The 13,962-nt window shown below is 64.1% G+C and carries 14 protein-coding genes; 6 read left to right on the top strand and 8 right to left on the bottom strand.

Annotated elements, in window-relative coordinates; genetic code table 11:
- Positions 1 to 52: 52 nt before the first annotated feature.
- From mobA to ACZZZM_RS04025, 3 genes are all read right to left on the bottom strand, one after another.
- The gene (gene mobA / locus ACZZZM_RS04015; protein WP_463593821.1) at positions 53 to 586 is read right to left on the bottom strand and encodes a molybdenum cofactor guanylyltransferase; all 534 of its coding nucleotides are present in this window, start codon (positions 584 to 586) and stop codon (positions 53 to 55) included.
- Complete coding sequence (gene fdhD, locus ACZZZM_RS04020) at positions 583 to 1,389, bottom strand: formate dehydrogenase accessory sulfurtransferase FdhD (RefSeq protein ID WP_463593822.1); 807 nt, start codon at positions 1,387 to 1,389, stop codon at positions 583 to 585. The genes mobA and fdhD overlap by 4 nt, the downstream gene beginning before the upstream one ends.
- Before the next feature lie 72 nt (positions 1,390 to 1,461).
- Positions 1,462 to 2,361, bottom strand: coding sequence for an NAD-dependent epimerase/dehydratase family protein (locus ACZZZM_RS04025; RefSeq protein WP_463593823.1), 900 nt, complete (start codon positions 2,359 to 2,361; stop codon positions 1,462 to 1,464).
- 129 nt (positions 2,362 to 2,490) lie between these two features.
- Between ACZZZM_RS04025 and ACZZZM_RS04030 the strand changes: the two genes are divergently transcribed.
- Genes ACZZZM_RS04030 through ACZZZM_RS04040 form a run of 3 tightly spaced genes read left to right on the top strand, consistent with a single transcriptional unit; the run spans position 2,491 to position 4,291 of the window.
- Positions 2,491 to 3,441: a VOC family protein gene (locus ACZZZM_RS04030; RefSeq protein ID WP_463593824.1), complete on the top strand. Its 951-nt coding sequence runs from the start codon at positions 2,491 to 2,493 to the stop codon at positions 3,439 to 3,441.
- A complete protein-coding gene (locus tag ACZZZM_RS04035; protein WP_463593825.1) occupies positions 3,438 to 3,896 on the top strand; it encodes a hypothetical protein in 459 nt (152 codons plus the stop codon). Before ACZZZM_RS04030 ends, ACZZZM_RS04035 begins: the two co-directional genes overlap by 4 nt.
- Positions 3,893 to 4,291: a MaoC family dehydratase gene (locus ACZZZM_RS04040; protein ID WP_463593827.1), complete on the top strand. Its 399-nt coding sequence runs from the start codon at positions 3,893 to 3,895 to the stop codon at positions 4,289 to 4,291. Before ACZZZM_RS04035 ends, ACZZZM_RS04040 begins: the two co-directional genes overlap by 4 nt.
- Here the strand turns inward: ACZZZM_RS04040 and ACZZZM_RS04045 are convergent.
- Positions 4,288 to 4,965, bottom strand: coding sequence for a TetR/AcrR family transcriptional regulator (locus ACZZZM_RS04045; protein WP_463593828.1), 678 nt, complete (start codon positions 4,963 to 4,965; stop codon positions 4,288 to 4,290). The genes ACZZZM_RS04040 and ACZZZM_RS04045 overlap by 4 nt on opposite strands.
- Positions 4,966 to 5,139: 174 nt before the next feature.
- Here ACZZZM_RS04045 and ACZZZM_RS04050 point away from each other — a divergent pair, with 174 nt between their 5' ends.
- The 3 genes from ACZZZM_RS04050 to ACZZZM_RS04060 are packed head-to-tail and all read left to right on the top strand — an operon-like array spanning position 5,140 to position 8,491.
- On the top strand, positions 5,140 to 6,303 hold the full coding sequence (locus tag ACZZZM_RS04050) for an acyl-CoA dehydrogenase family protein (RefSeq protein WP_463593829.1): 1,164 nt from the start codon (positions 5,140 to 5,142) through the stop codon (positions 6,301 to 6,303).
- A 14-nt stretch (positions 6,304 to 6,317) separates the two neighbouring features.
- A complete protein-coding gene (locus ACZZZM_RS04055) occupies positions 6,318 to 7,439 on the top strand; it encodes an NADH:flavin oxidoreductase (protein ID WP_463593830.1) in 1,122 nt (373 codons plus the stop codon).
- Entirely contained in the window at positions 7,436 to 8,491 is a 1,056-nt protein-coding gene (locus ACZZZM_RS04060) for a CaiB/BaiF CoA transferase family protein (protein ID WP_463593831.1), read from the top strand. The genes ACZZZM_RS04055 and ACZZZM_RS04060 overlap by 4 nt, the downstream gene beginning before the upstream one ends.
- 2 nt (positions 8,492 to 8,493) lie before the next feature.
- Here ACZZZM_RS04060 and ACZZZM_RS04065 read toward each other — a convergent pair whose 3' ends face one another.
- Genes ACZZZM_RS04065 through ACZZZM_RS04080 form a run of 4 tightly spaced genes read right to left on the bottom strand, consistent with a single transcriptional unit; the run spans position 8,494 to position 13,949 of the window.
- On the bottom strand, positions 8,494 to 9,408 hold the full coding sequence (locus tag ACZZZM_RS04065; RefSeq protein ID WP_463593832.1) for a dihydrodipicolinate synthase family protein: 915 nt from the start codon (positions 9,406 to 9,408) through the stop codon (positions 8,494 to 8,496).
- Positions 9,409 to 9,421: 13 nt separating this feature from the next.
- A complete protein-coding gene (locus ACZZZM_RS04070; RefSeq protein WP_463593833.1) occupies positions 9,422 to 10,579 on the bottom strand; it encodes an acyl-CoA dehydrogenase family protein in 1,158 nt (385 codons plus the stop codon).
- On the bottom strand, positions 10,567 to 12,729 hold the full coding sequence (locus ACZZZM_RS04075) for a 3-hydroxyacyl-CoA dehydrogenase NAD-binding domain-containing protein (protein WP_463593834.1): 2,163 nt from the start codon (positions 12,727 to 12,729) through the stop codon (positions 10,567 to 10,569). The genes ACZZZM_RS04070 and ACZZZM_RS04075 overlap by 13 nt, the downstream gene beginning before the upstream one ends.
- Positions 12,730 to 12,743: 14 nt before the next feature.
- Positions 12,744 to 13,949, bottom strand: a complete 1,206-nt coding sequence (locus tag ACZZZM_RS04080; RefSeq protein WP_463593835.1) for an acetyl-CoA C-acetyltransferase — start codon at positions 13,947 to 13,949, stop codon at positions 12,744 to 12,746.
- Positions 13,950 to 13,962 lie beyond the last annotated feature (13 nt).

Here is a 13,962-nt window from a genome sequence, read left to right on the forward strand (position 1 = left end):
TTCCCCGATCAACTGTCATGCCCGGATAAAGGATGCACCGGCCCGGCTCGGTTCAGCGCGCCAGTGCGGCCAGATCGTCCGGCGTGTTGATGTTGACGATCGACTCTGGAAGGCTTGCCGCCTGCGCGCCCGCAACGGCGGCCCAGCCGCGCATCGAACGCCGCGGATCGCTGGACACGAAGGCGTCGAGCGCTTCGGCCAGATCGCTCGGCCACCAGCCGATCAGCGGCATCTCTGCCAGATACGTCGCGGTGCCGCCGGCGCGCAGTTTCTCGACGAGATTTTCAGGCAGCACCGGCGTGTCGCAGCCAATGCTCGCCACGCCTTCGAACCCGTTGGCTTGCGCATGAAACAGCGCGGCAGCCAGTCCGCCTAGCGGGCCTAGTCCCGGGCGCGGGCGATCGGGCAAATGGGTGATGCCGGGCAACACGGGCTCGCCGCCACACACCACCAATGCATCGATCTGCCTCCCAAGCGCGCGCGCGGCGTGCGCGATCAACGCTTCGCCGCGATATATAGCGAGCGCCTTGTTCGAGCCGAAGCGGCTGGCCGCGCCGCCCGCAAGGATCGCGCCCAGCACCGTCATTCGGGGACCATGAGCACTGCGTCGGAGCGGGCGAGCACCACCAGCCGCACCCCCGCTTCGCGCGCGCGAGCAATGGCGAGGCTGGTCGGCGCCGAGACCGTCACCAGCATCGGACAGCCGGCCAGCGCAGCTTTCTCGACCAGTTCGTACGAGCAGCGCGAGGACAGCAGCGCAAAGCCGCCCTCCCAGTCGAGCCCGCCGCGGAGCATCGCGCCGATCAGTTTGTCGAAGGCGGTGTGCCGCCCGACATCCTCGCGGACGAGCAGAAGCGTGCCATCCGCGGCCACAAGCGCGGCGGCATGGACGGCGCCCGTCACCCGGTTGAGTGGCTGATGCGCACGCAGGCTCTTTAAAGCGGCGAAGATCGTGGCATCGATCGCGAGCGATGTCTGCTTGACCCTGGGCAACGGGCGAATCGCCTGTTCGAGATTCTCGATGCCGCACAACCCGCAGGAGGATTCCGCCACCCGGTGCCGAACCCGCTCCACCACCCCCGGAACTCGCGACGGCGCCAAGGTCACACGTACCAGCTGGCCACGCTCGGCGGCATGAATTTCGATCTCGATCAGATCCTCAAAGCCCGCGATCAGGCGCTCGGAAAGCGCGAATCCGGCAGCGAAATCCTCGAGGTCGGCGGGGCTCGCCATGACGACGGCATAGCCCAGCCCATTGAATTCAAGCGCAACCGGGCATTCGACCGCAATCGCCCGCTGCAGGTCGCGGCGGACGCCATCGTCGGCGACCGACACGAGATCGTGGAGCACGGCCTGGCCTGACGCCAAGAGATCGCGATCGATGCTCATTCTGGTTGTGCAGCGGCCATTGCTGCCGACCCATGCGCCTCTCGGGCGTCACGGGACAACAGTAAAAAGCCATCATCCTCGTCGATAGGCGGCAACCATTTCGTGGATCGACGGGGTGACGTCCCCGCGCCGATAACCGAGCAGACGCGCTTCTTCGGAATCGGGATCGTAGAAAACCGTATTACCGCGACCGAAATAGATGGAGCGGTCGGGGAAGATCGGCGCCTCTTCGTCGCGCACCGGCGGCGGGGCGCGGCCGGCTGCTTCGAAATAGGCGCCAAAATATTGCTGGAAGGTGAGATTTTCGTCGCCGACCAGATAGATCTTTCCTGAATCCCCCCGATCAAGCGCACCCGCAATCGCCTCGGCGAGCGAGCGCACAGAGATGAAATTGACTCCGCCCGGCGGCACAAATTCGGGCATCGGCGCGAGTTCACCGAGTGCGAAGCGGACGTGCGAATCAAAGAAAGGAACCGACACCCCTTCGACTGCACCGATCACCAGCGGGGCGTTGACGCTTATCGCCGCAAAATCGCGGGCGGCGAGCGCGGCGATGCCGAGTTCGGCGTCGCGCCGTGACCGGATATAGGCGTTGGTTTCTATGAGATGGGGCGCGGCCTGCGTGTAGAAGCTGCCGACATTTACCGCGCGCCGAATGCCCGCGGCGCGTGCGGCTGCGAAGAAGCGGGGAACTGCCTCGGCATTCGCGGCGTGCCAATGCTCGTCTCCGGCGCCGGCCGGTTTGTGGCGTATGTCGTTGCCCGCCGTGAACACCAGCCGGTCGAAGCCGGCAAGCACCCCGGCGTCTTCTTCCCGCGTATAATCGAGCCGTGCGAAATCGAATTGGGCGAGCGGCGATCCTGTCGCGGGAGGCGTCCTGCCCGCTATCGTCACGTTGTGACCTTGCGAGCGAAGCAGATAGGCTGTGGCCGTTCCGATAAAGCCTGCACCACCCACGATCAGCGTTTTCATTTCTCACCTCCCACTCTATCTCGACCAACTCTACCAAACGGTCGGTGTCAAGATGTGGTTTCGGCTTGTACGGCCAGCGCCCTGCGGTATCTTGACAACCAAACGGTCAGAAGAATGTGAGGTTGTGCCATGCCATTGGAGCTCATCCAGATCGGGATGAATACGTCCGATCATCCGGCCAGCCTCGAACTGTTCACCGAGGCTTTCGGGTTCCGCAACGCCGGGGGCCAGGTGATCATGGGTGACCTGATCCAAATCCAGGGCCTCGATCGCTCGGCGCATGCGATGATGTGGTGGCTGGTTGGTGCGCAACCGCGCCTGCAGCTCGAATTCTTTCATCACACGCGGCCGGTGCAGCGGCCATTGCCGGAGGATTGGCGCCCCTGCGATCTGGGATGGAGCAGGTTCGGTATCGCCGTCGAGCGCTTCGACCACGCATTGGCAGAGATGGCCAGGCGCGGGATCGCACCGATCGCGGGGATTGCCATGGTGGGCGGCCTGCGGCGCTGCGCCTATCGCGATCCCTGGATCGGGGTGATCGTAGAAGTGATGGAAGATGGCGAAGCGCTGCGCATGCGGACGGGGCGCGAGGCAGGACCGGCTCTGGTCTATGCCGCGGGATCGGTGTCCGACCTCAGCGCCGCGCACGACTATTATACGCAGGTGCTGGCGCTGCCGTTGGCCATGGATGCCTCGCTGCACGATGCCGACAGCGATGCGCTGTGGGGCATGGCTGGGGCGCAATCGAAATCCTTCCTGGTCGATGCCGGCGATGTGCTGCTCGAGATCGTGCAGTACACCGATCCGTCCGGGCAGGCGCGCCGGTCTGATTATCGTGCATCGGACCAGGGCGTGGTCAATGTGGCGCTCGGCGCGCGCGAAAAGCCGCCGATCGAGGCTGCCTTCGCGCGGCTGAAAGAGGCGGGATATCGCCCGCCTTATCTGGTCGATATCGGCGAGTTGCTGGCCGGATATATCCTGGATGCCGAGCGCGAAGTCGAACTCGCGGTGATTCCGGAGGCGCTCGAGGCTCCGCTCGGCTTCGTGCCGCTTAACCCGTTTCTGGGCGCGAGTGCATGAGCGAGCAAGGCTCGATACCGGGCCCGCCGGATGTAGCCGGACTGTCGCTCGACGGAATCGAGACAGTGGTGATCGACCCGCGCGAAAATCGCGCATTGTGCGAGACTATGGGCGTGGCACCCGATCCGCAGGGCAGGGCGCATCCCAGCTATTTCTATATCGCCACCCAAATGGGCATGGGACTGACCGTCCGTGAACTCTGCGCAGCATGCGATTTCAATGTTGCTGACGGGCCGATGATGGCGACGAGCGGGGCAAGATTTCACGCACCGCTGATGACCGCGCAACCCTATCTGGTGCGAGGGCGAATCGCGAGCTTGGTTCGCAAGCAGAGCCGAAAGCTCGGGCTAATGGATCTGCTCGACTATCGGCTGCGGCTGGAGACGCTCGACGGTATTTGTGCAGTCGAAACGCATAATGTCTGGGTGCTTCCACGCGGCCCGCGGGCCGCATGACGGCGCGCGGCGACGCGATCGGGCCGGCGTCAATCCTGGTGCGGGCTGAATCGATGCCAATATGGGCCCGCGCACTACGCGATCCAAACCCCATTCATGTCGATCCCGACGCGGTCCGCGCGGCCGGCCTGGGAACCCGCGTCATCAATCAGGGGCCAGCCAATATCGGCTATCTGGTCAATGCGGTGTCTGCGCACTTTCCCGGATGCGTCTTCGAGCAGATGGATTTCAGGTTCGTCGACAATGTCAGGGCCGGAGATATCGCAGTGGCGACGGGGGTCGTCTGCTCGGTCGAGGTGCTCGACCATGGACTGCGCGTCGAATGCAATTTGATGCTCGCAGTGGAAGGCCGCGCGGCCCTGACCGGCACCGCGACGCTGGTCACGGCAGGCTAGCCCTTGACGCCGCCTCGCGGCTTAGCGGCCGGAAGCGTAAGCCCGTCGGTGAGCAGCGTGGCGATCTCCGCCGCGGCATCTTCGAGCGGACGACGGCCGTGCGGGCGCAGCCATTCGTGCGTGCTGGTGATTGCGCTCGAGATCAGCTTCGATGCAAGCGACAGGTCCATGTCGGCCGAAACCATCTTCTTGGACTGCGCTTCCTTCATCAGCCGCTGGACGGTCTGTGCATACATCTCGCGATCGGAGATGATTTCCTTGCGGCGATCCTCGGGGATATTCTCGAAATCGCGCTGGAAGATCACCAGCCGGGCGTGATTGGCGCCCGAGAAGACCGCACAGCGCTTCAGGTACAGCCGAAGCTGCTCGATCGGGTCGTCCGAACCGAATTCGACCGAGGCGACGATTTCCTCGCCATCGGTGTGCAGGCCCTTCAAGATTTCGAAGAGCAGGTCTTCCTTGGAGCGGATATAATAATATAGGCTGCCCTTGAGCAGGCCGACTGCGTCGCTGACGTCCTGCATCGAAGTACCGATGAAGCCTTTGCGGCGAAACAGATCGGTCGAGACCTCAAGAATTTGCTGCCACCGCTCCTGGGAATCCTGGCGGCCTACTTGCTTGCGCTGCGTAGCGCGCTTCGGGCCAGCTCCCATCTGCACATTGGTATTTTGCATAGGCAGCGCGCGCTCCTGAATCATCTCGCGTGTAGCGCGAATTCAACCGTTTGTCTGGCTAGCAACCCGTTATGGGATAAACAAGCAATCTATTCGCTTAGAGTTATCAACCGAACGGTTGGCATTTCGTACGCACCCTGCTAGACCTGAATCCAAGGAATTGGAGGGGTATGCATGACGGTCGAGCTCTCAGGGGAGCATCGCGCTTTTCGGGAAATGGTCGAGCGCTTCGTGGCCGCCGAAATGCCGAAGGATTGGGCGCGCGAGCTGGAGGCGCGCGAAGACGAATATCCGCTGGAGCTGTGGGACAAGTTCACGGCCGGGGGGTTCCACGGCCTTGGCATCGCCGACGAATATGGCGGTGCTGGTGGCGACGTGATCATGCAAGTGATTGCCGCGCGCGCGCTGGCACGGACGCTGGCCGGACTGGCCTGGCTTTGGGGCATCAATTCCTTTGCCGGCGCCAAGGCGCTGACCCAGCATGGGAGCGACGAGCAGAAGCGCCGCTTTCTACCCGATATCGCCGCGGGCAAGCTGCGTGCGGCGATCTCGCTGACTGAGCCGGGCGGCGGCACCGACGTGCTGGGCGCGATGCGCACTTTCGGCGAAAAGGTCGAGGGCGGCTGGCGGATTTCGGGCGAGAAGATCTGGAGCTCGCAATCGCACGTCGCAGACTATCTTTTACTGCTCGCCCGAACCGAGCGCGAGCCGGCCAAGAATCATCATGGGCTCACCCTGTTCTGGATGCCCGCGCGCTCGCCTGGCATCACCATCACGCCGCTCAAAAAGATGGGTATGCGCGCGATGGGCAGCTGCTCGATCCATCTCGACAATGTGTTCGTGCCCGACGATCTGGTGCTCGGGCAGCCCGGCAATGGCTGGTACATGCTCTTGCCGATGCTTAACAGCGAGCGGCTTCTGATGAGCGCTTTCTGTCTGGGCTATATCGATGGCGTGCTCGAAGATGCGCTCGATTATGCCAAGCAGCGCCACGCGTTCGGCAAGCCGATCGGGCAGTTCCAGGCGATCCAGCATTATATCGCCGACATCAGAATCGCCCAATATTCGGTTGAGTGCATGCTGATGGATTGCGCCGCCAAGGTGCATGCCGGCACCGACACGCTGATCGAGACGACGATGCTAAAGGTGATCGCCGCGGAGCAGAGCAATCGCTGCGCCGATCTCGGCATCCAGATTCTGGGTGGGATGGGCTATTCGGCCGAGACCGACATGCAGCGTTATTGGCGAGACAGCCGGCTCCAGCGGATCGGCCCGATCACCGACGAAATGGCCCGCAACATCATCGCCGAGCAGCTTGGCCTGCCGCGATCCTTCTGATGGAAACCGTACCGATGAAACCCGCCGCCGCCGCGCTCGCGCCGCTGTTCGAACCGTTCGATGGTGGTGGACTCTCGCTCCGCAACCGAATCGCGATGTCGCCGATGACGCGGTGGAAATCACCCGACCAGGTGCCAGGCGAGGACGTCGCCGCTTATTACCGGCGCCGTGCGGAAAACGAAGTCGGGCTGATCATCACCGAAGGAACGACAGTCGACCACCCGGTCTCCTCTTATTCGGTGCGAGTCCCCGCCTTTCATGGCCGGGCCCTGGATGGCTGGCGCCGCGTAGTGGACGAGGTCCACAATGCAGGGGGCAAGATCGTGCCCCAGCTATGGCATGTCGGGATCATGCGCGATCCGCGCACCGACGATTATCCCAATAGCCACCTGCCGAGCGCCAGCCCGTCGGGCATGTTCAAGCCGGGCGGAAAATGCGTGTTCGATCCGATCGATATCAATGAGATCCGGGCGATACAGCAGAGCTTCGCGCGGGCGGCCGCGGATGCGCGCGAACTGGGGTTCGATGGGCTCGAGATTCACGGCGCACATGGCTATATTCTCGACCAGTTCCTGTGGTCCGGGCTCAACCGGCGGACCGATCAATATGGTGGCGATGCCGTCGAGCGCGGTCGCTTTGCCGTCGAACTGATCGAGGCGGTGCGCGCCGCCGTGGGGCCTGATTTCCCGATCATCCTGCGCATCTCGCAGTGGAAGCAGCAGGATTATGACGCGCGGCTGGCAGAGACCCCGGAGGCGCTAGGCGCGATCTTCCGCCCGATAGCCGAGGCCGGCGTGGACATTTTCCATGTTTCGCAGCGGCGCTGGTGGGAGGCCGAATTTCCCAGCTCTTCGATCAACGCTGCCGGCTGGATCAAGCAGCTGACGGGACGCCCCGTGATTACGGTGGGCAGCGTGGGGCTGGCGGGGCCTATGTCAGTGACGGACCTAGGCGAACGCAGCGCACCTTCCGCCGATCTGGCGCCGCTTGCCGTGCGAATGGCAGCGGACGAGTTCGATATCGTCGCAGTAGGCCGGGCGTTGCTCACCGATCCGCAATGGGCTCGCAAGGTGAAGGAGGGGCAATTCGACGAACTTCAGCCCTTTTCCAAGGACGCGCTCAAGACGCTGTCGTGAAACGCCCGAGAGGCCCACTGGCCGGCATACGGATCGTGGAGTTCGAGGGCATTGGACCACTACCCTATGCCGTGATGCTCCTCGCCGACATGGGTGCGGAAGTTCTGCGGATCACGCGGCCTTGCGCGCCCTGGCCCGACGTCCCGATCGTGTCGCGCGGGCGGGCATCCTTGCTTCTCGATCTCAAGCGACCCGAGGATTTAGCAATTGCGAAGCAGGCGATCGCGCTCGCCGATGTGGTGGTCGAGGGCTTCAGGCCGGGAGTGATGGAGGCGTTTGAGCTGGGGCCTGATGCCATGCGCGCCGCGAACCCGCGGCTGATCTATGCGCGGATGACGGGGTGGGGGCAGACGGGACCGCTGGCCCGATCCGCCGGGCACGACATCAATTATATCGCATTGTCCGGCATGCTCGACTTGCTCGGCCGCGATGGCGCGGTTCCACAGGCGCCGCTCAATCTGCTCGGCGACTATGCGGGCGGCAGTCTGTTCGTGGTGATGGGGGTGCTCGCCGCATTGCTGGAACGGGAGAAATCGGGAGAAGGCCAAGTGATCGACGCCGCAATTATCGACGGCGCTGCGTCGCTGCTGTCGCCGATCCAGGGGATGGCGCAGGCGGGGCTGCTTGGCGACGACCCGGCCAACGGCATGCTTTCCGGGGGCGCCGCTTATTATGATGTCTATCGCTGCGCGGACGGGCAGGATCTGGCGGTCGGGCCGCTCGAGCCCAAGTTCCGTCGTGCACTGGCCCAAGCACTCAGCCTCGATCCTGCCGCGCTGGATGGCGAGGCTGCGCAGGTGCGCGATTTGCTGACGGGATTATTCGGGACGCGGCCCCGCGGCGCCTGGCAAGAGCTGTTCGAGCATATCGATGCATGCGTGACACCGGTGCTCAGCATGGCCGATGCCGCCGTCCACCCGCATCTCGTCGCCCGGGGAACCTATGTTGAAGGGATCCCGGCACCCGCGCCGCGATTTTCACGTACGCCGAGCTCGCCAGCGGTCTCGGAGGACGGCGCCGCGCGACTTGCCGCCTGGCGCGGCGGCGGCTGAGGCTACCAACCTTCGATCGCGCCGATGCCGAGTTCCTCGATCGTATCGAGGACCCGCGTCAGCCGTTCGTCCTCGATCATCTGGCGCGGCGGGCGAACATGCCCGCCAGGCAAACCGAGCCGGTTGAGCGCAGGCTTGACCACGCGAGTGCCGCCACTGTCGAGCGAGATGCCGAAAAGCCTGATGAGCTTGCCGAACGCTTCCATTAGCCCCGCCAGATCGTCCGTCTCATAGCGCTCGATAATCGATACGCAGAGCCGCGGCGCGATGTTGCCGTCCGCGGAGATATAGCCGTGTGCGCCAAGCGCCAGCGCAGTCAGCGCCTGCATCGGTCCGCCCACCATGATCGCGACGCGGTCGCCGACGGTGCGGATCAGTTCGGAGAGATAGAACAGGTCCGGATGGGTGCAGTTGATGCCGGTGAAGTGCGGGTATTGATCGACCAACCGGCTAACCAGCGGTAGCGGGAAGCGATAGCCTACGGAGAAATGCGTCGAGAAGACCAGCGGCAGGTCCGAGCCTTCGAGAACATCGACCATATAGGTCTCGATCTCCTCGGGCGTCAGCGACAGGTCGTGGCCGATATCGAGCGAATAGACTTGCGACGCATCCACCCCGCAATCCTTGGCCAGCGCCAGGAATTCGATCATCTGGCGAGACGTGCGCGGCTCAACGCCCATTGCCCGCACCGGCACTTTGCCCTTCAGCTCTTCGGCGGCGATGCGCAGCACCGTCTCGGTGTCGACGCGCGAGTTGGTATAGCCCTCTCCGCTGCCGCTGCCGCCGACATAGGCGCCGATTCCGGCGGCGCCGAGCCGCTGGAGATGGGCACGATAGGCGCCTTCGTCGATCGTGCCGCTTGCCGTGTACGGCGTGATGCTGGTGACGAACGTGCCGCGCGCGATCTCGGTGGTCATCGCGCCAATCCCCCTAGTTCATCTTGCGTTCGTCGAGGCCGAGGCTCCGGCCGATGATTTCCTTCATGATCTCCGACGTGCCGCCGAAGATGCGGCTGATCCGCGCATCGGTGTACATCCGGCTGATCCGGTACTCGTCCATATAGCCGGCGCCGCCATGCAGCTGGACGCATTCGTCCATCACCCGGCCTTCTAGCTCGCTGGTCAGCAGCTTGGCGGCGGAGGCATCTTCCGACGTCAGTTCGCCGGCGTTGAGCAGCAGCACGCACTGGTCGACAAAGGTCTGCGCCATATCGAGCTCGGCGCGCATCTCGGCCATCTTGAAACGGGTGTTCTGGAATGCGCCGATGGGGCGGCCGAAGGCGCGGCGCTCCTTCACATAATCGAGCGTGAGATCGAACGCGGTCTGCGCCGTGCCCACGAAGCAGATCGCCGCGACCAGCCGCTCCTGCGCCAAAAAGCGCGCGAGATATTTGAAGCCCTGACCCGGCTCACCGAGAAGATTGTCAGCGGGCACGCGAACGTCGTTGAAGAATAGTTCGGCGGTGTCCTGGCTCTTGAGACCCATCTTGGCGAGCTTCCGCCCGCGCTCGAACCCTTCCATCCCGCGCTCGACGATGAACAGGCTGATCCCGTGCGGCTTTACCGGATCGGTCCGCGCCGCGACGACGATCACGTCGCCCAGGATGCCGTTGGAGATATAGGTCTTGGCGCCGTTGAGCAGCCAGTGCCCGTCTTGCTGCACGGCGCTGGTGCGCATGCCGGCCAAGTCGCTGCCGGTGGAAGGTTCGGTCATCGCCACCGCCAGGATCTTCCCGCCCGCGACGATGCCGGGAAGAAAGCGATCCTTCTGCGCCTGGGTGCCAAGCTCGGCGATGTAGGGCGCGACGAGATCGTTGTGCAGGTGAATGTAGAAGCCGAGATCGCCGTGGCGCATATTCTCTTCGACGATGATCTGCTCGAAGCGGAAATCCTCGATGCCCGCGCCGCCATAGCGCTCGTCGGCCCAGGTGCAGAGCAAGCCTGCTGCGCCGGCCTTTAGATATAGTTCGCGATCGACCATCCCGGCTTCGCGCCAGCGCTCCGCATGGGGGGCAACTTCGGTCTGCATGAAGTGCCGCACCGTGCTGCGGAACTCCTCATGCTCCGGCTCGAAGATCAGGCGGCGCATGCCGGCTCCGCTGCTTCGGGCGCCTTGTAGAAAGGCTCGTTGCGCTCGGCGCGGGCACGCAGCCAGGCCGAGGGAGCGAAGCGTGGGCCATATTCCTGCGCGAGCCGATCCGCTTCACGCACAAAGGCCTGAATCCCGATCGTATCGATATAGCTGATCGTCCCCCCGGTCCATGCGGGCACGCCCCAGCCGTAAACCGAGCCGAGATCCGCATCTTCGGGCGTGGTCAGCACGCCCTCCTCGATGCAGCGCGCCGATTCAATAGCCTGGATGTAGAGCAGGCGCTTCTTGATATCCTCGACATCATAATCGTCGCGCTGCGGGAAGTGCTCGGCAAGCGCTGGCCACAGGCGCTTCTTGCCGCCCTCGGGATAGTCGTAATAGCCCCCGCCGGTCTTGCGGCCGCCGCGCCCTAATTCGTCGCGCATCCGGCGGAGCGCTGCCGAACCGGCAGGGGGCCTATAGCCTTTCACTTCCGCCACGGCCTGATCGATGATCTTGAGCGGCAAGTCGAACGAGACTTCATCCTGCAGTGCCAACGGTCCGACCGGCATGCCGATCTGGCGCGCGGCGTTTTCGATCACGGCTGGCGGCACGCCTTCGGCCAGCATCGCCCCGCCCTCATGCGTCATCACTGCAAAGACGCGACTGGTGTAGAAGCCGCGGCTGTCATTGGCGACGATCGGGGTCTTGCGGAGCTGCGCCACGAAATCGAGTGCCTTGGCGAGCGTTTCGGGACTGGTCTTTTGGCCGCGAATGACTTCGACCAGCCCCATCCGGTCCACCGGCGAGAAGAAGTGCATGCCGATGAACTGGTCCGGGCGCTGCGAGGCTTCGGCGAGGCCGGTGATCGGCAGCGTCGACGTGTTGGTGGCATAGACCGCGCCTGCGGGAAGCACTGCCTCGGCCTTGCGCGTCGTCTCGTTCTTGATCTCGGTATTTTCGAACACGGCCTCGATCACGATGTCGCAGCCGGCAAGCAGCGCGAAGTCGTCGGTCGCAGTGATCCGTGCCATTACCGCATCGGCAGCGGCCTGATCGCGTTTGCCCTTGTCCACGTCGCGGGCAAGTGCCTTGGCCGAATACGCCTTGCCCGCTTCGGCCGTGGCAGTGTCGCGGTCGATCAGCACGACCTGCGCGCCCGATAATGCACTGACCAGCGCAATCCCCGAGCCCATCATTCCGGCACCAAGCACACCGACCTTCTCAGCTCTGAACTTGGGGACGCCGCCCGGTCGGCCTGCGCCCTTTTCCGCCGCAGCCTTTGAGATGAAAGTGGTGCGAATGATGTTGCGTGCGACCGGGCCGGTAAGCAGCAAGGCGAAATATTTGCTTTCGACCGAAAGCGCCTTGTCGATCGGCAGCTGTACCCCTTCGAACACGCACGAGACGATGGCGGCGGGAGCGGGAAGGTTCGTGCCGCGCTTCGCTGCGCCCGCCGAGGCCGCTGCGAAAAACGCAGCATTGTCGGGATCCAGCAGCCCGCGAGCGCCGGGGGCTGCGTACCCCTTATTGTCCCAGGGCTTGATGGGGTCGGGGTTTGCCGCCAGCCAGTCTGCCGCCGCTTGGAGCAACTCCCCACGCGGCACCACTTGGTGGACGAGCCCCAACGCCAGCGCTTCCGAACCGCCGACCGTCCGTCCGCTGAGCAGGAGATCGAGCGCAGTGGGGATGCCTGCGATGCGCGGCAGCCGCTGGGTGCCACCCGATCCGGGAAGCAGCCCGACATTGACTTCGGGAAGGCCGACCACGGCCTTGGGATCGTCAACCAGGATTCGGCCGTGACACGCGAGGGCGAGTTCAAAACCCCCGCCCAGTGCGAGTCCGTTCAGCGCAGCGACCCAGGGCTTGCCTGAGCGCTCGATCGCGCGGTGCATGCGCGTCGCCTGCCAGCTGAAATCATAGGCCTGCTTGCGAGTGCGCGTCTCATAGGCGCCGACCAGCTGCTTGAGATCAGCCCCGGCCATGAATGCGGGCTTGGCAGAGGTGAGGATTACGCCGCGTATCGCCATATTGTCCGCAATCGCCGCGATGGCCTCTTCCATCTCCGCCACCCACTCGGCGGAGACAAGGTTCATGCTCTCCGTCGCATGGTCTAGCGCTAGCACGGCAATGCCGTCGGCGCGGAAGTCGAGCGAGATGTGGCGCATGGTCATTCCTGCAATCAGACGCGTTCGATGATGGTCGCGGTGCCGAGGCCGTTCGCGGCGCATAGCGTCACGAGCGCTGTCGAGAGGTCGCGCCGCTCCAGTTCGTCGAGCACGGTGCCCAGTATCATCGCGCCGGTGGCACCGAGGGGGTGGCCGAGCGCGATCGCGCCGCCGGCGACATTCACGATCGAATGATCGATCTGCATCGCTTCCATGAAGCGCAGCACCACGCTGGCGAAGGCTTCGTTGAGCTCCCACAGGTCGATATCGTCCTTGCTCATGCCGAGCCTGGCGAGCGCCTTGTTGCTCACCGCGGCGGGAGCCGTCAGCATGATCGTGGGTTCCGAGCCGATCGATGCAAAGCCGCGGATCTTCGCGCGGGGCTTGAGCCCGGCTTTCTCGCCGAATGCCTTGGAGCCAACCAGCACGGCGCCCGAACCATCGACGATGCCGGATGAGTTGCCGCCGGTATGGACGTGTTCGAGCGCTTCGATCTCGGGATAGCGGGCAAGCGCCACGGCACCATAGCCCGATGCCGCCAGCCCTGCGAATGCGGGCTTGAGCTTGCCTAGACTCTCGACCGTGCTTTCGGGACGGCGATGCTCGTCATGATCGAGCAGCACCTCACCCATCACGTCGGTCACCGGCACGATCGAATGGATGAAACGCCCCTGATCCCAGCTCTCCGCCGCGCGGCGCTGGCTCTCGGCAGCATAGGCATCGACGTCCTGGCGTGAGAAGCCGTCGAGCGTGGCAATCATGTCGGCGCCAATGCCTTGCGGGGCATAGTGATTGTGGATCGCGACGCGCGGATCGGAGGTCCAGGCGCCGCTGTCTGCGCCCATGAAGGTGCGGCTCATCGATTCGACGCCGCCGCCGATTCCCGCATCGCTCATCCCGCTCATCACTTGGGCGGCGATATTGTTGACCGCCTCCAGCCCCGACGCACAAAAGCGGTGGATCTGCTGCCCCGGCACGCGCTGATCATAGCCCGCCGACAAGATTCCGGCGCGGGCGATGACACCACCTTGCTCGCCCACCGGCTGGGCGCAACCAACCACGACATCATCGAGCAGCGCCGTATCGAGCCCGTTGCGGTCACGAAGCGCGCGCAGGACCTGAGCGAGCAATTCTACCGAAGTGACTTCATGAAGCGCGCCATCGGGCCGTCCGCGGCCGCGCGGCGTGCGTACGTGATCGTAGATGAAAGCATCGGTCATGAAACTGCAATAC

The sequence above is a fragment of the Sphingomonas sp. AC522 genome (assembly GCF_979258125.1).